The following is a 23460-nucleotide window of genomic DNA, read 5'->3' as shown; positions in this document are numbered from 1 at the left end:
CAGGGATTATACGCGGCCGTCCGCCTCGACCCGTCAGGGCGCGGCGGCGTCGCCAGGCGCCGTGAAGCGCAGGATGCCGCCGGGGCCGAACATGCGGAACGGCACCGACTGCAGCTGCAGGCCCGCGTTGGCGTGCACCGCGAAATGCAGGTGCGGGCCGCTGCTGGCGCCGGTGTTGCCCGAAAATCCGATGATCTGGCCGCGGCGGACGTGCTCGCCCAGGCGGACGATCACACCGTCCCGTTGCAGGTGCGCGTACAGCGCCATCGTGCCGTCGTCGTGCAGCACGCGCACGAAATTGGTCCGCGCCACGTCGTCGACCGCGCCGCGCGCCGGTCCGGCGATGCCGCTCTCGAACTGCATCACCACGCCATCGCGGGCCGCCAGCACCGGCGTGCCTTCGTCGACCGCGAAATCCACCGCGTAGCGGTTCTCGGCATCGGTGTGGCTGAAGCCGCCGCCGAAGCCCTGGGTGATGCGCAGCGGCGCGCCGCGCAGCGGATAGACGTATTCGATGTTGCGATGGCGGGCGCCGGGCACGCCGGGAACGACCTCCAGCTGCAGCGTCGACAGGCCCTGGCCATCCGCGCTCCGGGCTGCGACCACGCGGCCCCCCGCCGGTACGGTGATGGATGCGGGCAGGGCGCCATCACCATTACGCGACGGCCGGGGCGTGACCAGGCGCACCTCGACCGGCCCGGCCAGCGTGTTCTCGACCCGGAGCTCGATGCCGTCCTGCATGGCGACGCGATGGAGGCGCACGGCAGGCGCATGCACTGCATGGGCAGCGCCGGCCGCGTCGGTCCATCCGCCGCTGGACGGCGTCTGCGCCCACCCGGCGCCCGTACAGGCGAACGCGACGACCGCACAGGCGACCAGTGCCGGAACGCGCATCGACCGGCTAGTCCGTGCAGTCGTGTTCGAGCCGCACTGCAGCGGCGACATCGCGCAGGTCGAACGCCACCACCTCGGCATCGTCGTTGACGGCGAACAGCGCGCCGTGCGGGAAGCGCGCCGTCGGCACCGGATACAGCGCGATGCCGTCGGTATGCGCAGTCGCGGCACCGGTGAAGCGACCCGAGGGCGCAAGCGTCTGGCGGTCGAACAGGTGGAACACGGTCAGCGGCCGCAGCTGGTCGGCAGCGACCCAGTAGCCGTCGTCCACGGTGCAGGCCCACAGCGCGACGCCCTCCGGCTCGCCGCCGAACGTGCCGGGTGCCAGCGTGCGGCCACGCGGGCGGCCGTCGAGACGGTAGTCGTGCAGGGTGGCGTGATGGCGCAGATCCTCGTCGGCGATCAGCAGGCGGTCGTGCGCGGGGTCGCCGGCAATCGACTCGACCACGCGCAGCGCCTGCGCCGGATCGGTGGCGCCGAAGCTGCCGAGCAGCTGCGCCGACACCGTGCCGTCTTCGGCCTGCGCGACGCGATACCGGCGCACGCGCTGGTCCAGCGTGTCGAACGCGGGGACGCCGGTGTGCGCGGGCGGATCCATGAAGCTGTCGGTGACATAGACCTCGAAGGTGTCCGGCGCGACCTCGTGGACCCACAGACCATAGGGGCTGCGCAGCTCCGGCGTTCCGAACACCAGACGCGGCGTCATCTCCGGCAGCGAGAACACCTGCACGCGCCGGTTGTCGCGTTCGACCACGAACGCGAGGTCGCCCTGGACCGCGATGCCGTTGGGCCGGTCGAAGTCGCCCGGCGCGCCGCCCAGGCCGCCGAAGGCGTGCAGCGCCGCGCCGGTGTCGGCATCGAACACCAGGACTTGGTCGCCGTGCTTGTCGGTCGCCAGTACCCAGGTCGCGCCGTCGGGCGTGGGCCAGACCGCCAGGGAATCGAGCTCGTGCCCTGCGACGGGCACCGAGCGCCAGGCTTCGTTGACGACGGGCAGGGCGCCGTCGCGTGGCGCCATCGATGACGTGGAAGGGGATGGCGGTGTCGGCGATGTGGCGCAGCCGGCCAGCAGGGCGATGAGAACACACGGTAGGAAGCGCATCGCGGAATTATGACCGGTGGCCGCCATGCGGCGATCCGCCGGATGCGCAACTACTTACATCCGCAATCAATCCATCGCTCAATGCGGATGAAGCGATTGACTTCCGTCCGGCGGGCTGGCAACCTGCGGCACATCCATCGAGACCGGCGGAGGGACAGGCCCTTTGATGCCGGGGCAACCTGATGGCGCTGCGCACTGCGCGGTGTCGTCGCGGTGCCAAGTCCTGCGGGGACCTGAGCGTCCACCGGAAGATGGCAATGCGTCGCGCAGCGGTTTCGCGCAGTGCATCCGTCCCAGTGACGGCTTCCGGTTCTCCCGCAGCACGCGATGGCCTTGTCCTTCTTTTTCGGATATCGCCATGAGCTTCGTCGACACCGCAGTCCGCACCTTCGATCCCCCGCCTGAACCCGCCGATCCCGCCACGTTCGTGGCCGCGTCGGACGCCGTCAGCCGCGGGCGCGTGCAGGTGCTGTTGCCGATGCGGCATGCGGGTACCCGCCGGGTGGCGGTCGATTACGAACTTCGCGGTGCGGCCGGTGCGCCGGTCGTCTTCGTGGCGGGCGGCATCTCGGCCCATCGACATGTCGCCGCGAATGCGACCTGTCGCGAAGCCGGCTGGGCCGAGCATCTGGTCGGGGCCGATCGCGCGCTGGATCCGGCGCGGGTGCAGGTGCTGGCGATCGATTTCCTCGGCGCCGACGGCACGCTCGACGCGCCCATCGACACCGCCGACCAGGCCGACGCGGCAGCCGCGGTGCTCGATGCGTTGCGGATCGACGTGCTGCACGCCTTCGTGGGTTACTCATACGGCGCGCTCGTCGGCCTGCAGTTCGCGGTCCGTCATGGCGCACGGCTGCAGCGCCTGGTCGCGGTCAGCGGTGCGCACCGCGCACATCCCTATGCCGCCGCGTGGCGTGCGCTGCAGCGTCGCGCGGTCGCGCTGGGCCAGCTGCAGTGCGCCGATGCGCAGGGACTGTCGCTGGCGCGCCAGTTCGCGATGCTCAGCTACCGCACGCCGGAAGAATTCGCCGAACGCTTCGACGCCGCGCCCGAGGTGGTCAACGGCCGCGTGCGCGTCGCCGCCGAGGATTATCTCGACGCCGCCGGCGCGCGCTACGTGGCCCGGACGCCGGTGACCGCGTGGCTGCGCCTGTCCGAATCCATCGATCTGCATCGGGTCGACCCCGTGCAGGTCCGCGTGCCCACGACCGTCGTCGCGGTCGAAGGCGACGGCCTCGTGCCGCTGGCCGATGCGGTCGCGTTGCTGGAGGGGCTCGGCGCATATGGCCGCCTGCGCGTGCTGCGCTCGCCCTACGGCCACGACGCCTTCCTCAAGGAAACCGATCGCATCGACGCGCTGCTGACCACCGCGCTGCACGCCCCCATTCCGTCCGGAGAATCCGCATGAGCATCCCGTCCACCGATCACGCCGCCACCGGCTGTCGTCCCGCGACCCGCGCCGTGCGCGCCGGCATCGACCGCGATCCCGCCTACGGCGCGGTGACGCCGTCGCCGGTGCTGTCGAGCAATTTCAGCTTCGCCGGGTTCGGGCAGAAGCGGCAGTACGACTACACCCGCAGCGGCAATCCCACGCGTGACCTGCTGGCCGAGGCGCTGTCCGAACTGGAAGGCGGCGCGGGCGGCGTGATCACTTCGACCGGCATGGCCGCGATCACCCTGGTGCTCAACGCGCTGCTCGAGCCGGGCGATCGGCTGGTGGTGCCGCACGATGCCTACGGCGGCAGCTGGCGTCTGTTCGACGCACTGGCGCGCAAGGGGCATTTCGAACTGGTTACTGCCGATCTCACCGATCCCCGCTCGCTGGCCGATGCGCTGGCCCGGTCGCCGAAGCTGGTGCTGATCGAGACCCCGTCCAATCCGCTGCTGCGCATCACCGACCTGCGCTTCGTCATCGAAGCCGCGCATCGCGCCGGTGCGCTGGCGGTGGTCGACAACACCTTCCTGTCGCCGGCCCTGCAGCGGCCGATCGAGTTCGGCGCCGACATCGTGCTGCACTCGACCACCAAGTACATCAACGGCCACAGCGACGTCGTCGGCGGCGCGGTGATCGCCAAGGACGCCGAACTGCACGCGCAGCTGGCGTGGTGGGCCAATGCGCTGGGCATCACCGGCGCGCCGTTCGACAGCTTCCTCACCCTGCGCGGCCTGCGCACGCTGGATGCGCGCCTGCGCGTGCACCAGGAGAACACCACCGGCATCGTCGCCCTGCTCGACATGCATCCGGCGGTCGCGCGGGTCTGCTATCCGGGGCTCGCCTCGCATCCCGGTCACGCGGTTGCCGCGCGCCAGCAGACGGGCTTCGGCGCGATGCTGTCGTTCGAACTGGCCGCCGCGCCGGGTGTCGACACGGTCGAGATCGTCCGCGCCTTCGTCGACGGCCTGCAGCAGTTCACCCTGGCCGAATCGCTGGGCGGCGTCGAAAGCCTGGTCGCGCATCCGGCCACGATGACCCATGCCGCGATGTCGCCCGAAGCACGCGCGGCCGCGGGCATTTCGGATGGCCTGCTGCGGTTGTCGGTGGGCATCGAGGCGCTGGAGGATCTGCAGGCGGATCTGCTGGCCGCGCTCGATCGCGCGGCGCGCTGCGCCGATGTCGATGGCCAGCGCGCCCGCGCCGGAGTGGACGCATGAGTACCGTCGTTCCGTTGCGTCGCGCACGCCAGACCGCGCCGCGGCCTGCACGGCTGGCGTTGCTGGGCACCGGCGGTGTCGGCAGTGCGTTCGTGGCGCGCTATGCCCGCCTCGCCGCCAACGGTGCAGTGCTGCCGGCGGTGTCGTGGATCTGCAATTCGCGCACCCAGGTGACGGGCGGCGAGGATCTTGCGGCCGCACTGCGCGAGGCGCGCGCGGCTGCGCAGAAGCGCGGCGGATTTCCGCCATGGGCCGAGGGCGAGAGCCCGCAGCCCGGCGACATCGTCGTCGACGCCACCGCCAGCGAAACCGTCGCCGACTGGCATCCCGAATGGCTGGCGCGCGGCATCCACGTGGTCACCGCGAACAAGCTCGGCACCGGCGGCGAACTCGGCCGCGCGCAGGCGATCGCCGACGCACTCGGCGACACCGGTAGCCGCTACGGCGACAGCGCCACGGTGGGCGCCGGGCTGCCGCTGCTGCGCAGCCTGCGCGCGCTGGTCGACGGCGGCGACCGCATCCATTCGATCGAAGGCGTGCTGTCGGGATCGCTGGCCTGGCTGTTCGGGCGCTACGACGGCACGCGGCCGCTCAGTGCGCTCGTGGCCGAAGCGCGCGACGCCGGCTACACCGAGCCCGATCCGCGCGTCGACCTGTCCGGCGAGGACGTGCGGCGCAAGCTGCTGATCCTCACCCGCGCCTGCGGCTTCGCGCTGCCCGGGCATGAGGTCGACGTCCACTCGCTGGTGCCGCCGGCGCTTGCGGCCCTGGCGCCCGATGCGCTCGAGGAGCGCTGGTCGCTGCTCGACGACGCACTGGCGCAGCGCCATGCCGCGGCGGTTGAAGAAGGCCGGGTGCTGCGCTTCATCGCGCGCTTCGAGGCCGGCCAGGGCGCGCGCGTCGGTCTGGAGGCGGTGCCCCCCGATCATCCGCTCGCGAGCGGCGTAGGCACCGACAATCGTGTGGCGATCCGCAGCGACCGCTATCGCGACCAGCCGCTGGTGATCCAGGGCCCCGGCGCGGGCGCCGAGGTCACCGCGGCAGCGCTGCTGGACGATGTGCTGGCGATCTCGCACGGGCAAGTGGGCTGACGCCGGCTCGGACGCGGGCTCGGACGCGCACCAGCCTTGCGTATCGGACGGCGCGCATGCGTATCAATGGGGATGCGTGGCCGTCCGTGTCACGCAGGCGCGCTCATTGAGCGGGCAGCGCGGATGCGTCGCGCTGGCTCGTACACGGCGCGCATGGCGGATGGCAGACAATCCAAGACCGCACTAATGCGGAACCGTTTGCGACATCAGGATGCTGCCCGACCGTCGGGGGGGGGGAGACAGGCGGGTACGCGCAGACGCGTCGCGCGCTCAGCACTCGATGACGTTGACCGCCAGACCGCCGCGCGAGGTTTCCTTGTACTTGTCGCGCATGTCACGGCCGGTGTCGCGCATCGTGCGGATCACCTTGTCGAGGCTGACCTTGTGCTTGCCGTCGCCGCGGAAGGCCATGCGCGAGGCGTTGATCGCCTTGACCGCGCCCATCGCGTTGCGCTCGATGCACGGAATCTGCACCAGGCCGCCGATCGGGTCGCAGGTCAGGCCGAGGTTGTGTTCCATGCCGATCTCGGCCGCGTTCTCGATCTGGCTCGGCGTGCCGCCGAGCGCGGCGGTCAGGCCGGCGGCGGCCATCGAACAGGCCACGCCCACCTCGCCCTGGCAGCCGACTTCCGCGCCCGAGATACTGGCGTTTTCCTTGTAGAGGATGCCGACGGCGGACGCGGTCAGCAGGAAATCGAAGATGCCCTGCTCGGTGGAATTCGGGCAGAAGCGGTCGTAGTAGTGCAGCACTGCGGGCAGGATGCCGGCCGCGCCATTGGTCGGCGCAGTGACGACGCGGCCACCGGCGGCGTTCTCCTCGTTGACGGCGAGCGCGTAGAGGTTCACCCAGTCGAGCACGGTCAGCGGATCGCGCATGCCGGCTTCGGGCTTGGATGAGAGTTCGGCGTGCAGCGCCGGCGCGCGGCGGGTGACGTGCAGCCCGCCGGGCAGGGTGCCGGTCTGGCGGATGCCGCGCGCGACACAGGACTGCATCGCCGCCCACAGTTCGCGCAGGCCGTCGCGGATCTCGTCCTCGCTGCGCCAGACCTTCTCGTTTTCCAGCATCAGCGTCGCGATGCTCAGGCCGTGCGTGTTCGCCTGCGCGATCAGCTCGTCGCCACTCGAGAACGGGTAGGGCACGTCGGTGGTGTCGGCGACGATGCGGTCTTCGGCCGCCTCGTCCTCGTTGACGACGAAGCCGCCGCCCACCGAGTAGTAGTCGCGCGTCGCGATGACCGCGCCGTCGGCGTCGTACGCGGTGAAGCGCATGCCGTTGGTGTGGAAGGGCAGTTTCTGCCGCTTGTTCATCACCAGATCCGACTTCTCGTCGAAGGCGATCTCGTGCGTGCCGCCGAGACGGATGCGCTTCTCACCGCGGATGCGGATCAACGCATCCGGAATGATGTCCGGGTCGATCCGGTTCGGCATGTGGCCTTCGAGGCCCATCATCACGGCCTTGTCGGTGCCGTGGCCGCGACCGGTCAGGGCGAGTGAACCGAAGACCTCGGCGCGCACGCGGACGACGTCGTCCAGTCGCCCCGGCACGTCGAGCCAGCGGCGCACGAAACGCGCGCCCGCGCGCATCGGCCCGACGGTGTGCGAGGAACTCGGCCCGATGCCGATCTTGTAGAGGTCGAACGTGCTGACTGCCATGTGGCTATTCTACGGGCCGCGCCTGCATGCAGGCCTGACGCGACGCGGCATGACAGTTCCCACCCTGATCCTGTACCAGCGCGACGACTGCCATCTCTGCGATCTGGCGCTCGATGTCCTCGCCGCCGCCGGCACGCCGGCGTTCGACAGCGTCTTCATCGATGGAGACGCCGCGCTCGAGGCCCGCTACGGCGTGCGCGTCCCGGTGCTGCGCAACGCGACCGATGGTCGCGAACTCGACTGGCCCTTCGACGCCGACACCACGCGGCGCTGGCTCGGTCGCTGAGCTGCGCCGCGCGGGCTCACTTCGCCGGTTGCAGATAGACCCGGGTGCTGACCGCGATCGCGGCCGGGATCGTCGCGGTATCCGCCCATTCGCCGCTGCCGACGCCGAATGCGAGCCGGTCCACCGACGCGCGGCCGGCCAGGAGCGGGCGCGCGCCCGGCGTCCAGGTGAAGGTCAGCGTGACCGGCTTGCGCACGCCGCGCAGGTCCAGGGTGCCGTCCGCCGCGTACTGGCCATTGCCGAGATCGCGGAAGCCGGTCGCGGTGTAGGTGGCCTGCGCGAAGCGGCTCGCGTCGAAAAACGACGCACCCCGCATCTCGCCGTCGTAATCCGGGTTTCGCGTGGTCGCCGTGGCAAGCGGGATGGTCACCGACAGGTGACTGCCGGCCAGATCGGCCGGGTCGAAGCGCACCGTCGTGCGGAATCCGGGAAAGGTACCGGAGAAGGTCTCGCCCTGGTATTTGCCGGCAAACGCCAGCGAGGACCCGGGCGCCTGCACGTAATCGGCGGCGAAGACGGGGATGGCGAGCGCGACGGTCAGCGCGCCGAGGGCGAGGGAGCGGAGCATGCGCATGGCATCAATCCTGGAGAGGGGAAGTCGGGGTGCGGCGACGCAGCCAGCCACGCGGCAGCATGCGCGCCAGCGTGTCGTCACGTTGGAAGATGTGGTGATAGAGCGCGGCCGCTGCGTGCAGCAGCGCCACACCGACCAGGGTCCAGAACAGCAGCTCGTGCATGTTGCCGGCGAGCTGGCGCAGATCCGCGTCGCGGGACACCAGCGCCGGCAGGTTGAACAGCTTGAACCACTGCAGCGGATAGCCGGCAGCGGAGTTGAAGGTCCAGCCGCTGAGCGGAATCGCGAACAGCAGGCCGTACAGCAGCCAGTGCGTGAGCGACGCGATCCGGTGCTGCCAGCGTGGCGTGCCGGGCACCGGGCGCGGCGCGCCGGCGTACAGACGCCACAGCAGCCGCAGCGTCGCCAGCGCCAGGATCGTCAGCCCCAGCGATTTGTGCAGTGCATAGACCTCGACCTTGGTGGGGCTGGCACGCATGTCGCCCATCAGCAGGCCGATGAGCCCGGTGCTCAGGATCAACATCACGACCAGCCAGTGCAGCAGCTGGCTGACGCCGCCCCAGCGATCGGGCGGATTGCGCAGGCTCATGGCGTCGGCTCCGTCTGCGGCATGGCAGGCTGATCATCCGCCGGCGGCGCGTCGGGTGGCGGGAGATCGAGATCGTCCGCGTCGTCAGGGATGTCGGCATCGTCTCCGGCATCCGCAGCACCCGCGCCGCCGCGGCTGCGCGTGGCCTCGACTTCGAGCCGCAGTTCGACCGCATCGCCGATCACCGATCGCCAGGCATCGATACCGAAGTCGGCGCGCGACAGCGCAGCGGTCGCGGAAAAGCCCACGGTGCGGCGGAACGGCGGCAGCGGATGGCGCTTCAACCCGTTCAGCACGACCTGCAACGCCACCTCGCGGGTTTCGCCGCGCAGGGTGAGATCGCCACGCACGATCGCGCGCTGGGCGTCGATCGGCTCGATGCGGGTGGAGATGAAGGTCGCGACCGGATGCCGCTCGGCATCGAGCAGGTTGCGCGCCAGCGTCGCCTGGTTCCACTTGGCATCGCCGAGGTCGACGCGCGCGATCGGGATCGACACCTCCACCCGCGCGGTGCTCCAGTCGTCCGGATCGAACACGATCGTGCCGGTGCTGCCCGACACCGTCCCGATCGCTTTCGAAAAGCCCGCATGGTCGATCGCGAACTGCACGCGCGTGTGGACCGGGTCGAGCGTGTACTGCGCCGGCGCCGCCATGACGGCGGCGCCCGTGCCGAACAGCAGGAGGGCGGACAGGAGAAGCTGGCACGGCAGTCGCATCGGAGGATCCGGATGGCAGCGGAGCGGGCGCTCGTACCGATTCTAGGCGCGGGCCCTGTATACGGCGCAACTTGCGGTGACAACGCAGCGTTGCGAGGATGCCGCTCGGGACGCGCGGTGATCGGGTGTTCGTGTTCTTCGGGGAGCGGGATGCGTTTTCTTTCAAGGATGATTCTGGTGGCGTGGCTGTGCTGCCCTTGGGCTGGCGCGGCATGGGCGCAGGGCACCGCGGTAACGGCCAGCATTCCGCAGCCGCGGCAGATCGGTGTGCTCGACGGATTGCCGTCGAACCGGGTGAACGGGATCGCAGAGGATCGTCAGGGCTATCTGTGGGTCGCGACGCGCGATGGACTTGCGCGGTTCGACGGCGTCGGATTTCGCGTCTGGCGGGTCGAGGATGGCCTTCAGAACAACTTGGTATGGGCTGTACACGTCGATGCGCAGGACCGCGTCTGGATCGGGACAAGTCGCGGTTCCCTGTCGATGCTGGACGCCGGCCGGACGACGTTTACCCATTACAACAACGCCTCGCATCCCGAGATCAGCGTAGATGACGTATGGAGCGTGATCTCGACTTCTGACGGCGCGGTGTGGTTCGGTACCGGCGAGTCCGGGCTGTACCGGCTCGCGCCCGATGGTGGTCTACGGCGGTTCCAGGCCAACGCAGACGATCCGCGCAGCTTGCCCTCGGACAGCGTGGGTTACTTCGCCATCGGACCGGACGGCACCCTTTGGATCGGCACCCGTAATGGTGTCGCGTCGTGGACGGGACACGATTTCGCACCGATCGAAATGCCGGAGGGGGCCTCCCGCGTGGTGGATGGCCTGACGTTCGACGGGAGCGGCGATCTCTGGATCGGGGTCGCGGCGGACAGTGTCGTCCTTCGCGCCGACGGAAGCATCGAGCGCGTGCCCTTGCGCGATCCGGTGCTGTACGAGCCGATGTTGCACATGCTGATCGAGGATCGACAGGGCGCGCGATGGTTCGACACCCGAAGCGGACTTGCGCGTGTACTGGACGGTCGTGTCGAAGACGTGCCGCTCATCAGTTATGCAAGTCGGGGCGCCTTGCGGCCGTACTGGACATCCGCCTACCAGGACAGGGAAGGCGGACTCTGGTTCGGCAGTAGTGATGCGGCCCTCTGGTATCTGCCTGCGAACTGGCGGAATTTCACGGTCCTGCAGCGGCAGGTGTCCGAGCCGACATCGATGGCGAATGCCTTTGTCCGCGGCATCGCATCTGCCGCCGACGGCGGTTTCTGGCTGGTCGGCAGCGGCGGCATGCTCGAGCATCTCGACCCCAGCTCGGGGCGAGTCGAACACCGCCAGCCGAAGGCCTGTGGAAATCTTGTGATCCGGAGCGTGCACGAGGCCGCCAGCGGGATGGTCTGGATCGGCTGCTTCGAGCAGACGGTGCGGTTCGACCCGAGGACCGGTGCAATCCAGCGTTGGCATCACGATGACGCCAAGGATCCTGCGCTCGAAGGCCATATCGATCACATCGCGGAGATGGATGACGGCACCCTTTGGTTCACGAGTTACCACGGTATCCAGGCGCGAGCGCCGGACGGGCGCGTCATCGAATCGATCCGATGGAACGATTTCAGCAGCCCGGAGACTGCGATCCGGCCGACGCAGTCGACCCGAGGTCCTGACGGCGCCCTGTGGCTCGCCACGAATGCCGGCATCTACAGGTGGACCGGCGCAGGCGGACATTTCGAGCCGGTCCCCGGCGGACCCGACTGGGCCACGGCTGCGTTCGCGCAGCAGGACCCGGACACGGTCTGGATCTCGGGTGTCGGAGTGCTCGCTGCCTACCGCTGGAACGGAACCGCGCTCGAACTGCAACGTACGTTCAAGCAGGCCGACGGGCTGCCTCTGGTGATGTCCGGCGGCATGGCCATCGATGAAGCGGGCACCGTCTGGATGACCACCGTGCGCGGCATCGTACGCGTTGAACCATCGACGTCCCGTATCCGCATCTATGGTGCCCGCGACGGGCTTCCCAGCCAGGATTTCAGCGACCAGAGATTCGGGGTGTCGCAGGCGGGACATCTTGCGGTCGGCAGCCCGGAGGGCCTTCTGCTGTTCCATCCGCGGGATGTGCATCGCCGCGAGACAACGCCGCCGCTGGTCATCGAACTGCTGAATCTGCGTCGCGGTGACGACAATGTCGCATTGCCGACGCAGGGGCAAATCGAACTGCAGCACGGCGATCGGGATCTGCGGGTCGCGGCGCGGCTGCTCTCGTTTACGGACGCACATACACATCATTACCGGTTCCGGCTCGAGGGCTACGAGACCGAATGGGTGCACGCCGACGAAACGGCCGAACGCGTCTTTCCGCGCCTGGAGCCTGGACGCTATGTCCTCCAGGTCGAGGCTCGGACCGAAGATGGAGACTGGAGTGCACTCGAACCGCTGCAGATCCATCAGGCGCCTCCGTGGTGGCAAACAATCTGGGCCTATCTGGGTGCACTCGCGCTCGTTCTCATCATGCTTGCGATTGCCGCCGCGTCTTACCGCCAACGCCTGCGCCGCACAGCCGGCTGGCAGTTGGCCGAGCACAAGCGTGAGGTTGCCGAGCAGGCGTCACTTGCAAAAACCCGCTTCCTCGCAACGCTCGGTCATGAGGTCCGAACGCCCATGACGGGTGTCCTTGGCATGAGCGAACTGCTGTTGCACACGACGCTAGACGTGCGCCAGCGCGGTCATGCCGAATCGATACGCCGGGCGGGCGAACACCTGATGCGTCTGGTCAACGACGCACTGGACCTCGCGCGCATCGAAGCCGGAAAGCTGGAGCTTGACCCACAGGCCTTCGAAGTTGCGCGCCTCGTGCAGGACGTCGTCGCGCTGTGTGAACCGATGGCACGCCAGAAGGCGCTGGAATTCGAGGTTTCGACCCATCCGGACGTTCCTGCCTGGGTGTATGGCGATTCGGGACGAGTGCGCCAGATCCTGCTCAACCTGCTCGGCAATGCGGTGAAGTTCACCGAAAGCGGCAGTGTGGGTCTGCATGTGGATGTCGATCCGAGCGGTGTCCTGGGTTTCCTCGTCAGCGACACGGGCCCCGGCCTGAGCGATGCGCAGCGCGAGCGTCTGTTCCGCAGGTTCGAGCAGGCCGACGGCGCGCGCACCGCCTCGCGCTACGGCGGCAGCGGCCTCGGGCTGGCGATCAGCCAGGAACTATCGACGGCGATGGGCGGACAGATCGAAGTCGAGAGCACGCCTGGCGTGGGCACGCGCTTCCGGATCTGCCTCCCGCTGCCGACCGTCACCGACCCGCCGCGGCAGCGTCTCGATATCGGACATCAGCGCATCACCGCGGCCGTGGGGCTGGAAATTCTGCTGGTCGAGGACGACCAGACCGTGGCCGAAGTCATCTCCGGGCTGCTGCAATCGCAGGGGCATGAAGTGGTGCACGTGATCCACGGGCTCGCGGCCTTGTCGGAGGTCGCCGCGCGGTCGTTCGATCTCGCGTTGCTCGATCTGGACCTGCCCGGCATCGACGGGCTGACGCTGGCCGGCATGCTGCGTGCGCACGGGTTCACGCAGCCGATGGTCGCGGTGACCGCGCGCGCCGACGCCGATGCCGAGGCGGCGGCGCGCGAGGCCGGCTTCAATGGCTTCCTGCGCAAACCGCTGACCGGCGAAATGCTGTCGGACACGCTGGCATGGAGCTGGCGGCCCGCGCGAAGCGATGGACGTCCGGACGCGGGGTTGTAAGAAACGTCGGAGACGTCGGCACGCCTGAACGGCGTGGGCGTCCCTGTACCGGCGTCTCATATCCCGCGACAGCGCGGTTGCAGGCTTGCCGCCTCGTGCACAAGCCGCTACCCAGACTGCGCCCATGGCCGTCGCGTCCAACGATCTGATCCAGCTGCGCCCGGAAGGGCTGTATTGCCCCGCGGGCGATTTCCACATCGACCCGTGGCGCCCGGTGCCGCGCGCGGTGATCACGCATGGGCACGGCGATCATGCCCGGACCGGCATGGGCGCGTATCACACGACCCGGATCGGTCTGCCGATCCTCGAATGGCGACTCGGTGAGCAGATCTACGCGGCGCACGAATACGGCGTGCAGTTCCAGATGGGCCATGCCACGGTGTCGCTGCATCCCGCCGGGCACGTGCTGGGCTCGGCGCAGGTGCGCGTCGAAGTCGAAGGCGAAGTCTGGGTCGCTTCGGGCGACTACAAGCGCCAGCATGACCCGACCTGCGACCCGTTCGAGGTCGTGCGCTGCGACACCTTCATCACCGAGGCGACGTTCGGGCTGCCGGTCTACCGCTGGCCAGACACGTCCGAAGTCGCACGCGACATCGTCGCCTGGCGCGACCACTGCGCCGAACGCGGCGAGGCGGCGATCCTCTACTGCTACGCGCTCGGCAAGGCGCAGCGCGTGCTGGCCGAACTCGCGGTGCACACCGACGAACCTGTGCTGTTGCATGGCGCCGTCGCCACCGGCGTCGAGGTGTATCGCCGCGCCGGCGTGTCACTGATCGACACATTGCCGGTGGCCGACACCGACAAGGCTGCCGACTTCGCCGGCAAGCTCGTCCTCGCGCCGCCATCCGCTGCGGGCAGTTCCTGGATCCGCCGGTTCCGCCGTGCGCAGCAGGGCTTCGCATCCGGCTGGATGCAGATCCGTGGCAACCGGCGTCGCCGCAACTACGACCGCGGCTTCGTCGTGTCCGACCACGCCGACTGGCCGGACCTGATGCGCACCGTGCGCGAAACCGGCGCTTCGCGGGTGATCGCCACGCACGGCAATACCGACGCGATCATCCGCGCGCTGCGCGAGGACGGGATCGCGGCCGAGGCTTTCCGGACGGATTTCGGGGGCGAGGAGTGATGGCTGTCAGCGCTCTGGCCATGTCAGGCTCCGGTGCTCGGTTCGCTCTACGGCCCGATAAGTCAAAGGCCAGGGCAGCAGCGACCGCAGAAGCGACGGTGATGTGCCGTCATTCCCGCGCAGGCGGGAATCCAATGACTTCGATCTTGACAGCTTCAACGTCCATGGATTCCCGCCTGCGCGGGAATGACGGCTTGAGAGAATTGCGTGGCAGGGCAAAAGGGTGCGGCAGCCCGACAAGGCAGGCACGCGCATGAAACGCTTCGCGCAGCTCTATCGCGAGCTCGACCAGAGCACTGCCACGCTCGACAAGCGCGCGGCGCTGATCCGCTATTTTCGCGAGGCGCCGCCGCGCGATGCGGCATGGGCGCTGTATCTGCTCTCGGGCGGCAAAGTCGCCAGTGCGCGCAAGAAGATCGCCAATACCCGCGAACTGCGCGAGTGGATCGCGGTCGAGTCGGGCACGCCTGACTGGCTGGTCGACGACAGCTATGACCAGGTCGGCGATCTGGGCGAGACGCTGGCATTGCTGCTAGGCGATCCGGCGGAGGCGTCGCCGGACGTCGCACTCGCGGACTGGATCGAAACCCGCTTGCTGCCGGTCGCCAACAAGGACGTCGAGATCCGTCGCGCCGTCATCGTCGAGGCTTGGCGCACGCTGCGCTTCGACGAGCGCCTGCTGTTCAACAAACTGCTGACCGGCGCGCTGCGCGTCGGCGTGTCGCAGCGGCTGGTGCAGCAGGCGTTGGCCGAGCTGACCGGCATCAACATTGCACGCCTCGCGCAACGCATGCTCGGCAGCTGGGCACCGACACCGGAGTTCCTGCGCGATCTGCTGTCGCCGGAAGAACTGCCCGGCGATCGCCAGCAGCCGTATCCGTTCTTTCTCGCCTCGCCGCTGGAGTCCGCATTGCGCGCGGAAGCGGGTCTACCCGAGGCGGAGCGGGTCGAAGACGACGCGCCGACGGTCGCGCCCGACATCGTCGCGCTCGCCAACGATCCCGATGCCGTCGCGCGTGCGCTCGGTCCGATCGAGGACTGGCTGCTCGAATGGAAGTGGGACGGCATCCGGCTGCAGCTGCTGCGTCGCGATGGCGAGGTCGCGCTGTGGTCGCGCGGCGAGGAGCGTCTGGACGGGCGCTTCCCGGAAATCGAAGCGGCCGCGATGGCCTTGCCCGACGGCGTCGTGCTCGACGGCGAACTGCTGGCCTGGCGCGCGGACGACGATGCGCCGCTGCCGTTCACCGCCTTGCAGACGCGCATCCAGCGGCTTAAGCCCGGACCGAAGACGCTGGCCGACACGCCGGTGCGCCTGCAGGTCTACGACCTGCTCGAACGCGACGGCGAAGACTGGCGCGCCCGGCCGCAGCACGAACGCCGCGCAGCGCTGGAAGCCCTGATCACCGCGCACGGCGATCCGCGCATCGTCGTGTCGCCCCGTGTCGACGTCGCGGACTGGTCGGCAGCGGCACGGTTGCGCGGGGAGGCACGCGATCGCGGCGTCGAAGGCCTGATGCTCAAGCGCGCGAGTGCGCCGTACCAGACCGGTCGGCGTCGCGGCGACTGGTGGAAGTGGAAGATCGATCCGCTGACCATCGATGCGGTGCTGCTCTATGCGCAGGCCGGGCACGGTCGCCGCAGCACGCTCTACACCGACTACACCTTCGGCCTATGGGACGGCGACACGCTGGTGCCGGTGGCGAAGGCGTACTCCGGTCTCGACGACAGCGAGATTCTCGCGCTCGACAAGTGGATCCGCGCGCACACGCTGGAACGCTTCGGACCAGTGCGCTCGGTGCGTGCGCACCACGTGTTCGAACTCGGCTTCGAAGCGGTCAACGTGTCGAAGCGGCACAAGTCCGGCATCGCTGTGCGGTTCCCGCGCATCCTGCGCTGGCGCCACGACAAGCCGATGGCCGAGGCCGACCGGCTGGACACCTTGAAGGCACTGGCGCGATGACGTGCATGTGTGGGAGCGCGCTTGCGCGCGAAGAGGATGTATCGGAAGTGTTCCATCGCTCGCAAGCGCGCTCCCACGGGAACAGCCGGTGAAGCGTCTGCGCGGCCCCGATGCGCCGATGCGCGCATGGTTCGAAGCGCAGGGCTGGACCGCTGCGCCATTCCAGCGCGAGGTCTGGAAGCGCTATCTCGCCGGCGAGTCCGGCCTGCTGCAGACGCCGACCGGCAGCGGCAAGACGCTGGCCGCGATCGGCGGTCCGCTGCTCGAAGCAGTCGCGTCCATGCCGCATGCCGAAGCACCATCGAAACCGCGCAAGCGACCTGTGACGCGTCCGCCCGGCAGCCTCAAGGTGCTGTGGATCACGCCATTGCGCGCGCTCGCGGTCGATACCACGCGCGCGTTGCGGGCACCGATCGAAGCGCTCGGGCTGGACTGGGTAGTGGCGATGCGCACGGGCGATGCGAGCGCGCGCGACCGGCGTCTCGCGCGCAGCGGGCAGGCCGATGTGCTCGTCACGACGCCCGAATCGCTGTCGCTGCTGCAGTCCTATGCCGACATGGCGCCACAGTTGTCGCAGCTGCAGTGCGTCGTCGTCGACGAGTGGCACGAGCTGCTCGGCAACAAGCGCGGCGTGCTGCTGCAGCTGGCGCTCGCGCGCCTGCGTCGCCTGAATCCTGCGCTGCGGATCTGGGGCGTGTCGGCGACGCTCGGCAATCTGGACGAAGCACGCGACGCCTTGCTGCCGCATCTGCCGAATGCGCCACTGGTCGCCGGCGTCGCGCCCAAGCGCTTCACCCTCGACACCCTGTTGCCCGGCGAGGACGAACGTTTCCCGTGGGGCGGTCATCTCGGTCTGGCGCAGTTGCCGCGCGTGCTCGAACGACTGATGGCCGAGCGCACCAGCCTGCTGTTCGCCAATACGCGATCGCAGGCCGAGTTGTGGCATCGCGCCTTGAATGCCGTGTGGCCGGAAGCGCCCGAAACCCTGGCGCTGCACCATGGTTCGCTCGAACCCAAGCTGCGCGCTACCGCTGAAGACGGCCTGCGCGACGGCAGCATCCGCTGCGTGGTTGCGACGTCCAGTCTCGATCTGGGCGTCGATTTCCCCGCGGTCGACCAGGTGCTGCAGATCGGCAGCCCGAAGGGGGTCTCGCGCCTGCTGCAGCGCGCCGGCCGCGCGCGGCATCGTCCCGGCGAAGCGGGGCACGTGGTCTGCGTGCCGACGCATGCGCTGGAACTCGTCGAATACGCCGCCGCGCGCGCCGCGGTCGCCGCCGGCACCATCGAGTCGCGACCGCCGCCGGTGCTCAGTCTCGACGTGCTGGCCCAGCATTGCGTCACGCTGGCGCTCGGCGGCGGCTTCGAGGCCGATGCGCTGCTCGCGGAAGTGCGCGACACCCACGCCTTCCGCGCACTCGACGACACCGCGTGGCGCGCGGTGCTCGACTTCATCGTGCAGGGCGGCACCGCGCTCGCGCACTATCCCGAGTTCCGCCGCGTCGTGCGCGACGAGGCGGGCGTCTACCGCGTCGACGACCGGCGCATCGCACTGCGCCATCGGCTGTCGATCGGCACCATCGCCAGCGATGGCTCGGTGCGGGTGAAGCTGATGCGGGGCGGCGGTCTGGGTTCGGTGGAAGAAAGTTTCATCGGCCGCCTGCGACCGCGCGACAAGTTCCAGTTCGCCGGACGCACACTGGAACTCGTGCGGCTGGAAGACATGACCGCCTATGTGCGCGTGGCGAAGTCCGGCAGCGGGACCGTGCCGAAATGGTCGGGCGGGCGTATGGCGCTGTCGGGCACGCTGGCGCACGAGGTCGAGCGCCTGTTCGAAGCGCCGCGCGACGTGCCGGAACTGCGCGCGATCGGGCGCCTGCTCGATCTGCAGCAGCGCCTGTCGGCATTGCCGGCGCCGGGCCGCCTGCTGGTGGAATGGATCCACGTGCGCGGCGGCCGGCATCTGTTCCTGTATCCCTTCGCCGGCCGGCAGGTGCACGAAGGACTTGCCGCGCTGTGGTCGCTGCGCTGGGGCCGGCGTCATCCCAACAGTTTCTCGTTCTCGGCAAACGACTACGGCCTGGTGCTGTCGCCCGCACAGGATGTCGAGCTCGATGTCGACGACATCGCCGCATTGCTGACGCCGGAATCGCTGCTCGAGGATCTGCGCGAGAGCCTCAATCTGGCCGAACTTGCACGTCGCCAGTTCCGCGACATCGCCCGCGTCGCCGGTCTGCTGCCGCCATCGCTGCCGGGTCGCGCGCCGCGTTCAATGCGCCAGGTGCAGGCGTCGAGTGGACTGCTGTTCGACGTGCTGCGCCGCCACGATCCCGATCACATGCTGCTCGCGCTGGCCGAACGCGAAGTCTTCGCCGCGCAGCTCGAAGTCGTGCGACTGCGCGAGACACTGGAAGACTGCAGCGCGCGCACGCTCGCGCTGCATCCGCTCAAGACATTCACCCCGATGTCGTTTCCGTTGTGGGCCGAGTCGCTGCGCGGCCAGCTCAGCACCGAGGACTGGCGCACGCGCGTGCAGCGTGCTGCGGCGCAGCTGGAGAAACGCAATCGTGGTTGAGTTGCCGGTGCCCGGCAGCCTCGGCATCACGCTGGCTGGCGAATCCGTGGTGCTGCTGCCAGACCGCGCGCTGTGGTGGCCGCGGATGTCGCTGCTCGCGATCGCCGATCTGCATCTGGGCAAGGGCGATCATTTCCGTCGCGCCGGCATCGCCCTGCCCAGGGGCGGTACCGCGCACGATCTCGAACGGCTGGACGCGTTGATGACGCAGACCCGCGCCACGCGTCTGCTGGTGCTGGGCGATCTGCTGCACGCGGCCGTCCACGATGCGCACTGGCGCGATGCGTGGATGGACTGGCGCGGCGGCCGGCAGGCGCTGTCGGTGGAGCTGGTGGGGGGCAATCACGACCGCGCGCTCACTGCACGTCCCGCCGTGGCCGATACGCTCGGCATCCATATGCATGGACACGCGCTGTCGTTCGCGCCCTTCCTGTTCGTCCACGACCCGGCGCATGGCGCGGACGTCGCCGGCTACCGGCTCGGCGGCCATCTACATCCCGTCGTGCGCTTGCCGGGCGTGCCGCGCCTGCCGGCTTTCCTGTTCGGCGAATCCGCCGGCGTACTGCCGGCCTTCACCGCGTTCGCCGGCGGCTGGCGTGTGAATCGCGAGCCCGGCACGCGCCTGTTTGCGTGCGCACCGGATGTGGTGGTCGAGGTGTCGGGCTGAAAACTCAGCGCGCGCTGTACGCGTGCACTTCGTCGACCAGTACGCCGACGTGGTCGGGATTCATGTCCGGCGACATGCCGTGACCAAGGTTGAAGATGTGGCCGTCGCGCGAACCGTTGTTGCCGTCGCGGTAGCTGTCGAGCGCGTGGCGGACCTGGGCGCGGATTGCATCGGGCGCGCCGTAGAGCGTCGTGGGATCGAGGTTGCCCTGCAGCGCGACGCGGCCTTCCGTGCGACGCGCGGCGTCGCCGAGTTCGATCAGCCAGTCGACGCCGACACCTTCGGCGCCCGAGCGCGAGAGTTCATCGAGATACGCGGCGTTGCCCTTGCCGAACAGGATCAGCGGCGTGCGCTCGGCGCCGTCGCCGCGCTGCAGTTCTTGGGCGATGCGGGTCAGATACGGCAGCGAGAATTCGCGGTACATCGCCGGTGACAGCACGCCGCCCCAGGTGTCGAACACCTGCAGCGCCTGCGCGCCGGCCGCGCGCTGCGCGGCGAGATAGGCGATCACCGCATCGGTGTTGACCGACAGCAGCGCGTGCAGCGCCTTCGGATCGTTGAGTGCCATCGCCTTGATGCGGGCGAAATCCTTGCTGCCGCCGCCTTCGACCATGTAGCAGGCCAGCGTCCACGGGCTGCCGGAGAAACCGATCAGCGGCACCTTGCCGTCGAGTTCGCGGCGGATCACGCGGACCGCATCCATGACGTAACGCAGGTCGGTTTCCATGTCCGGCACGCCGAGCTTCGCGATGCTGGCCGCGTCACGCACAGGTTGGCGGAACTTCGGGCCTTCGCCTTCGACGAAGTACAGATCCAGACCCATCGCATCGGGAATGGTCAGGATGTCGGAGAACAGGATCGCCGCGTCGAGGTCGAAGCGCGCCAGAGGTTGCAGCGTGACCTCGCAGGCGAGATCGGGATTCTTTGCCATCGCCAGGAAGCTGCCGGCGGCCTTGCGCGATGCGCGGTACTCGGGCAGGTAACGGCCGGCCTGGCGCATCAGCCAGACGGGCGTGCGATCGACGGGTTCACGGCGGAGGGCGCGGAGAAAGCGGTCGTTCTGCAGGGCGGCGGGAGACATCGCGGAGTGGATTCCTGGGAAAGATGGAGGCGTCGGATCACGCGGGCGCGTCGCTGCCACGCGCGAACATCAGCTGGAAGCCGCGCTTGAGCTGCGCATCGCGCGCCGCTTCCAGCGCCTTGAGTGCGCTTGGCTGGTCGAGGAACTGGTCGCGCCGCAGCGTGCTGCGGCCGCCGACCTGTCCGCTCTCGCGCAGCAATGTCCAGCCGCCCAGCAGATCGGGCTGCAGGGTCAGCTGCACGAAACGCGGAGATTCGTGGCCGTCGGGGTGCTGTTGCAGGAACAGGCGCATGGCGCCGATTGTACGGCGTGGGGTGTTCAGGCCTCTTGCAGGACCGACAGAACGGAGGGTTCCGGCACGTCGCTCAGGACCTCCGCGCGGCCCACGCCGCGCCAGACGATGAAACGCAGGCCGCCGGCGACCGCCTTCTTGTCCAGGCGTATGTGGGCGAGCAGGCGCTCGGGATCGAGTCCGGCCGGCACGTCGACCGGCAGCTGCAGGCGCACCAGCAGGTCGCGCAGGCGCTGCGTGTCCGCCGCCCGTGCCAGTCCCAGCGCTTCAGACAAGCGCGCCGCCAGCACCATGCCGACCGCGACCGCTTCGCCATGGTTGAGGCCGTCGTAACGCTGTTCGGTTTCGATGGCATGGCCAAAGGTGTGGCCCAGGTTGAGCAGGGCGCGCTCGCCATGCTCGAAAGGATCACGCGCGACGATCGCCGCCTTGTGCGCGCAGCTGCGTGCGATCGCCTCGGCCAGCACGGCGTCGTCCATCGCCAGCAGCGCATCGGCATGGTCGTCGAGCCAGTCGAGAAAACCCGCATCGCCCAGCGCGCCGTACTTCACCACTTCGGCCAGTCCGGCGCGCAGTTCGCGCGGTGGCAGCGTCCGCAGGACCGCGGTATCGGCGATCACCGCGCGCGGCGGATGGAAGGCGCCGACCAGGTTCTTGCCCTGCGGCAGATCGACCGCGGTCTTGCCGCCGACCGACGAATCCACCATCGCCAGCAGCGTGGTCGGCAGCTGCACGCAGTCGATGCCGCGCATCCAGCAGGCCGCGGCGAAACCGGCCAGATCGCCGATCACGCCGCCGCCGAGTGCGAACACCGTGGCATCGCGGCGCACGCGGGCATCGGCCAGTGCGTCGGTGACCTCGGCGAAGTGGGCGAGCGTCTTGGCGGCTTCGCCGGCGGGCAGCACGTGGCGGTGCACGCGCAGCTGCGGCCTGGCCGACTGCAGGGCCGCGGCCACGCGGTCGGCATAGAGCGGGGCGACATTGGCTTCGCTGACCAGCATCGCCTCGCCGCCGCGCAGGCTGCGCGTCAGCAGCGCACCGTCGTCGAGCAGGGCGGGGCCGATGTGGATGGCGTAGGGGCTGTCGCCGCCGACGGCGACCTCGTGGGATGTAGGCGTCATCGTCTGGATCCAGGAAATGCGGCCCGCGACGACGCGCAACGCGTCCGCGCGGGCAGTGAGTCGGGGGAAGGGGTCATGCGCAGTCGAGCGGACGTGCCGGCCGCGCGGGGGGCTGCCAGTGCGCCTGCACCAGATGGCCCAGTTGCGCCGCCGCATCGCCGCAGGCGTGCAGGCCTGTGTCGAAACGCAGGTGCGCGGCGTCGGCATACATCGGTGCGCGCTCGGCCGCGAGCCGCTCGAGAACTTCACGCCGGTCGCCATGCGCCAGCAACGGCCGCGTGCGGTCGCGTGCCAGCCGGGTCAGCTGGGCCTCGACGTCGGCATGCATGTGCACCACCAGGCCGCGCGCGCGCATCGCCGCACGGTTGTCGGCATCGAGCACCGCGCCGCCGCCGGTGGCGACGACCTGGCGTTCTCCCGCCAGCACGTCGACCAGCACCAGCCGTTCGCGTTCGCGGAATCCGGCTTCGCCTTCGCAGTCGAAGATCATCGGAATGGTCGCGCCGGTGCGGACTTCGATCTCGTGGTCCACATCGACGAACGCCAGCCCGAAGCGCCGTGCGATACGGCGGCCGATCGAGGATTTTCCGGCGCCCATCGGACCGACGAGCACGAGGTTGGGGGCGGCATGCATGGCGTCATGCTAGCAGCGGGTGCGGGAGGCGCCGAAGGTTGCAGGCGCAAGTTTGGGTGCTTATCGAGTTTGCTCTGGCTTTCTTGAAACCGGATGCCTTCCGGCTGTGCCCAGACCCGGAGGGCGGCGGGCATGGATGCCCGCCGTTTTTCGACCGAGCCAGGATGGCGAGTCGAAAAATCCCGGAACAAGTGACACGCCGAGTGAGCTCCGTCGGGGCTGGCCCTTTTCTTTAGTTCTGTTTCTTTTGGGCCAGCAAAAGAAATGAACCCGCTCGCCGCAAGGCGAGTGGAAGCGTTTGATGTTGTTTTATGCACTCCTGTGCAGAGAGTAAGAGCAGCAATATCAACCGCTTTCGTCCGCTGACGCGGCCGAGTTCATTTCTTTTGGTTGACGCCCACGCGCCTAGCGCGAACGGCGAAGCCGACCCCGAAGGGGCGAGCATCGGAGATGTGAGTCAAAGAAACGGAACCAAAGAAAAACGTCTCCCCGAAACGTCCGAAGCCCGCGGCTTGTAGTGCGCAGGGATTTTCCGATTCGGCATCCTGCCTCGGTCGGAAAATGCCGCCCATCCATGGGCGGCGCCCTCCGGGTTGGCGCGGGCACGTTCGCTTTTCGATCTGGCAACGGCAACGGCAACGGCAACGGCAACGGCAACGGCAACGGGACCGGCCTCAGAAGCGGAGATCATGTACGTGGCAGAGCGCAGGCCAGCCGCGAG

General features: G+C 69.0%; 19 protein-coding genes and 1 riboswitch. Of the genes, 9 read left to right on the top strand and 10 right to left on the bottom strand.

Translation table 11 applies throughout. From position 1 onward, the window contains the following. Positions 1 to 33 precede the first annotated feature (33 nt). The gene (locus AC3A5K_RS10030) at positions 34 to 894 is read right to left on the bottom strand and encodes a M23 family metallopeptidase (protein ID WP_487617379.1); all 861 of its coding nucleotides are present in this window, start codon (positions 892 to 894) and stop codon (positions 34 to 36) included. A gap of 7 nt (positions 895 to 901) precedes the next feature. Further along, entirely contained in the window at positions 902 to 1912 is a 1011-nt protein-coding gene (locus AC3A5K_RS10025) for a phytase (RefSeq protein WP_487617378.1), read from the bottom strand. Between the two features lie 215 nt (positions 1913 to 2127). Continuing rightward, positions 2128 to 2254: riboswitch (SAM riboswitch) on the top strand. Between the two features lie 100 nt (positions 2255 to 2354). Here AC3A5K_RS10025 and metX point away from each other — a divergent pair. From metX to AC3A5K_RS10010, 3 genes are read left to right on the top strand one after another with little or no spacing between them, the layout of a single operon-like run. After that, on the top strand, positions 2355 to 3404 hold the full coding sequence (gene metX / locus AC3A5K_RS10020; protein ID WP_487617377.1) for a homoserine O-succinyltransferase MetX: 1050 nt from the start codon (positions 2355 to 2357) through the stop codon (positions 3402 to 3404). Further along, positions 3401 to 4648 carry an O-succinylhomoserine (thiol)-lyase gene (locus AC3A5K_RS10015; RefSeq protein ID WP_487617376.1) on the top strand — a complete coding sequence of 416 codons (1248 nt, stop codon included), beginning with the start codon at positions 3401 to 3403 and terminating at the stop codon, positions 4646 to 4648. Before metX ends, AC3A5K_RS10015 begins: the two co-directional genes overlap by 4 nt. Further along, positions 4645 to 5739, top strand: a complete 1095-nt coding sequence (locus tag AC3A5K_RS10010; RefSeq protein WP_487617375.1) for a homoserine dehydrogenase family protein — start codon at positions 4645 to 4647, stop codon at positions 5737 to 5739. The genes AC3A5K_RS10015 and AC3A5K_RS10010 overlap by 4 nt, the downstream gene beginning before the upstream one ends. A 270-nt stretch (positions 5740 to 6009) precedes the next feature. On the opposite strand, the gene AC3A5K_RS10005 is transcribed toward AC3A5K_RS10010, so the two are convergent. Further along, positions 6010 to 7392 (bottom strand): L-serine ammonia-lyase, encoded by a 1383-nt coding sequence (locus AC3A5K_RS10005; RefSeq protein WP_487617374.1) that lies wholly within the window; start codon positions 7390 to 7392, stop codon positions 6010 to 6012. Between the two features lie 49 nt (positions 7393 to 7441). Here AC3A5K_RS10005 and AC3A5K_RS10000 point away from each other — a divergent pair, with 49 nt between their 5' ends. Further along, positions 7442 to 7678 carry a glutaredoxin family protein gene (locus AC3A5K_RS10000; protein WP_487617373.1) on the top strand — a complete coding sequence of 79 codons (237 nt, stop codon included), beginning with the start codon at positions 7442 to 7444 and terminating at the stop codon, positions 7676 to 7678. Between the two features lie 16 nt (positions 7679 to 7694). Here the strand turns inward: AC3A5K_RS10000 and AC3A5K_RS09995 are convergent, their stop codons facing one another. The 3 genes from AC3A5K_RS09995 to AC3A5K_RS09985 are packed head-to-tail and all read right to left on the bottom strand — an operon-like array spanning position 7695 to position 9557. Beyond that, complete coding sequence (locus AC3A5K_RS09995; protein ID WP_487617372.1) at positions 7695 to 8252, bottom strand: YceI family protein; 558 nt, start codon at positions 8250 to 8252, stop codon at positions 7695 to 7697. 4 nt (positions 8253 to 8256) lie between these two features. After that, positions 8257 to 8841, bottom strand: a complete 585-nt coding sequence (locus tag AC3A5K_RS09990; RefSeq protein ID WP_487617371.1) for a cytochrome b — start codon at positions 8839 to 8841, stop codon at positions 8257 to 8259. Next, on the bottom strand, positions 8838 to 9557 hold the full coding sequence (locus AC3A5K_RS09985; RefSeq protein WP_487617370.1) for a YceI family protein: 720 nt from the start codon (positions 9555 to 9557) through the stop codon (positions 8838 to 8840). The genes AC3A5K_RS09990 and AC3A5K_RS09985 overlap by 4 nt, the downstream gene beginning before the upstream one ends. Before the next feature lie 150 nt (positions 9558 to 9707). Between AC3A5K_RS09985 and AC3A5K_RS09980 the strand changes: the two genes are divergently transcribed. From AC3A5K_RS09980 to pdeM, 5 genes are all read left to right on the top strand, one after another. Further along, positions 9708 to 13286 carry a hybrid sensor histidine kinase/response regulator gene (locus AC3A5K_RS09980; RefSeq protein ID WP_487617369.1) on the top strand — a complete coding sequence of 1193 codons (3579 nt, stop codon included), beginning with the start codon at positions 9708 to 9710 and terminating at the stop codon, positions 13284 to 13286. Positions 13287 to 13410: 124 nt separating this feature from the next. After that, positions 13411 to 14412: a ligase-associated DNA damage response exonuclease gene (locus AC3A5K_RS09975; protein ID WP_487617368.1), complete on the top strand. Its 1002-nt coding sequence runs from the start codon at positions 13411 to 13413 to the stop codon at positions 14410 to 14412. A gap of 253 nt (positions 14413 to 14665) precedes the next feature. Next, the gene (locus AC3A5K_RS09970) at positions 14666 to 16372 is read left to right on the top strand and encodes a cisplatin damage response ATP-dependent DNA ligase (protein ID WP_487617367.1); all 1707 of its coding nucleotides are present in this window, start codon (positions 14666 to 14668) and stop codon (positions 16370 to 16372) included. Positions 16373 to 16490: 118 nt separating this feature from the next. Next, positions 16491 to 18944, top strand: coding sequence for a ligase-associated DNA damage response DEXH box helicase (locus AC3A5K_RS09965; RefSeq protein WP_487617729.1), 2454 nt, complete (start codon positions 16491 to 16493; stop codon positions 18942 to 18944). Positions 18945 to 18951: 7 nt separating this feature from the next. Further along, positions 18952 to 19611: a ligase-associated DNA damage response endonuclease PdeM gene (gene pdeM / locus AC3A5K_RS09960; RefSeq protein WP_487617728.1), complete on the top strand. Its 660-nt coding sequence runs from the start codon at positions 18952 to 18954 to the stop codon at positions 19609 to 19611. Positions 19612 to 19615: 4 nt separating this feature from the next. Here pdeM and hemE read toward each other — a convergent pair whose 3' ends face one another. From hemE to AC3A5K_RS09940, 4 genes are all read right to left on the bottom strand, one after another. After that, positions 19616 to 20692 carry a uroporphyrinogen decarboxylase gene (gene hemE / locus AC3A5K_RS09955; RefSeq protein ID WP_487617366.1) on the bottom strand — a complete coding sequence of 359 codons (1077 nt, stop codon included), beginning with the start codon at positions 20690 to 20692 and terminating at the stop codon, positions 19616 to 19618. Between the two features lie 37 nt (positions 20693 to 20729). Then, positions 20730 to 20984: a WGR domain-containing protein gene (locus AC3A5K_RS09950; protein WP_487617365.1), complete on the bottom strand. Its 255-nt coding sequence runs from the start codon at positions 20982 to 20984 to the stop codon at positions 20730 to 20732. 26 nt (positions 20985 to 21010) lie between these two features. Beyond that, positions 21011 to 22105, bottom strand: coding sequence for a 3-dehydroquinate synthase (gene aroB / locus AC3A5K_RS09945; RefSeq protein WP_487617364.1), 1095 nt, complete (start codon positions 22103 to 22105; stop codon positions 21011 to 21013). A gap of 73 nt (positions 22106 to 22178) precedes the next feature. After that, positions 22179 to 22739, bottom strand: coding sequence for a shikimate kinase (locus AC3A5K_RS09940; RefSeq protein ID WP_487617363.1), 561 nt, complete (start codon positions 22737 to 22739; stop codon positions 22179 to 22181). Positions 22740 to 23460: the final 721 nt, after the last annotated feature.

The sequence above is a fragment of the Luteimonas sp. Soil_C_5 genome (assembly GCF_057656615.1).
This window is presented reverse-complemented; position numbering and strand designations above follow the sequence as displayed.

What these genes read in the sequence shown, in the direction of transcription:
- AC3A5K_RS10030 (WP_487617379.1), bottom strand. Translation starts at nt 894, where the DNA reads ATGCGCGTTCCGGCACTGGTCGCCTGTGCGGTCGTCGCGTTCGCCTGT.
- AC3A5K_RS10000 (WP_487617373.1), top strand. Translation starts at nt 7,442, where the DNA reads ATGACAGTTCCCACCCTGATCCTGTACCAGCGCGACGACTGCCATCTC.
- AC3A5K_RS09965 (WP_487617729.1), top strand. Translation starts at nt 16,491, where the DNA reads ATGCGCGCATGGTTCGAAGCGCAGGGCTGGACCGCTGCGCCATTCCAG.
- AC3A5K_RS09940 (WP_487617363.1), bottom strand. Translation starts at nt 22,739, where the DNA reads ATGCATGCCGCCCCCAACCTCGTGCTCGTCGGTCCGATGGGCGCCGGA.
- AC3A5K_RS09985 (WP_487617370.1), bottom strand. Translation starts at nt 9,557, where the DNA reads ATGCGACTGCCGTGCCAGCTTCTCCTGTCCGCCCTCCTGCTGTTCGGC.
- hemE (WP_487617366.1), bottom strand. Translation starts at nt 20,692, where the DNA reads ATGTCTCCCGCCGCCCTGCAGAACGACCGCTTTCTCCGCGCCCTCCGC.
- AC3A5K_RS09990 (WP_487617371.1), bottom strand. Translation starts at nt 8,841, where the DNA reads ATGAGCCTGCGCAATCCGCCCGATCGCTGGGGCGGCGTCAGCCAGCTG.
- AC3A5K_RS10015 (WP_487617376.1), top strand. Translation starts at nt 3,401, where the DNA reads ATGAGCATCCCGTCCACCGATCACGCCGCCACCGGCTGTCGTCCCGCG.
- AC3A5K_RS09995 (WP_487617372.1), bottom strand. Translation starts at nt 8,252, where the DNA reads ATGCGCATGCTCCGCTCCCTCGCCCTCGGCGCGCTGACCGTCGCGCTC.
- AC3A5K_RS09975 (WP_487617368.1), top strand. Translation starts at nt 13,411, where the DNA reads ATGGCCGTCGCGTCCAACGATCTGATCCAGCTGCGCCCGGAAGGGCTG.
- AC3A5K_RS09950 (WP_487617365.1), bottom strand. Translation starts at nt 20,984, where the DNA reads ATGCGCCTGTTCCTGCAACAGCACCCCGACGGCCACGAATCTCCGCGT.
- AC3A5K_RS09980 (WP_487617369.1), top strand. Translation starts at nt 9,708, where the DNA reads ATGCGTTTTCTTTCAAGGATGATTCTGGTGGCGTGGCTGTGCTGCCCT.
- AC3A5K_RS09970 (WP_487617367.1), top strand. Translation starts at nt 14,666, where the DNA reads ATGAAACGCTTCGCGCAGCTCTATCGCGAGCTCGACCAGAGCACTGCC.
- AC3A5K_RS10005 (WP_487617374.1), bottom strand. Translation starts at nt 7,392, where the DNA reads ATGGCAGTCAGCACGTTCGACCTCTACAAGATCGGCATCGGGCCGAGT.
- metX (WP_487617377.1), top strand. Translation starts at nt 2,355, where the DNA reads ATGAGCTTCGTCGACACCGCAGTCCGCACCTTCGATCCCCCGCCTGAA.
- aroB (WP_487617364.1), bottom strand. Translation starts at nt 22,105, where the DNA reads ATGACGCCTACATCCCACGAGGTCGCCGTCGGCGGCGACAGCCCCTAC.
- AC3A5K_RS10010 (WP_487617375.1), top strand. Translation starts at nt 4,645, where the DNA reads ATGAGTACCGTCGTTCCGTTGCGTCGCGCACGCCAGACCGCGCCGCGG.
- AC3A5K_RS10025 (WP_487617378.1), bottom strand. Translation starts at nt 1,912, where the DNA reads ATGGCGCCACGCGACGGCGCCCTGCCCGTCGTCAACGAAGCCTGGCGC.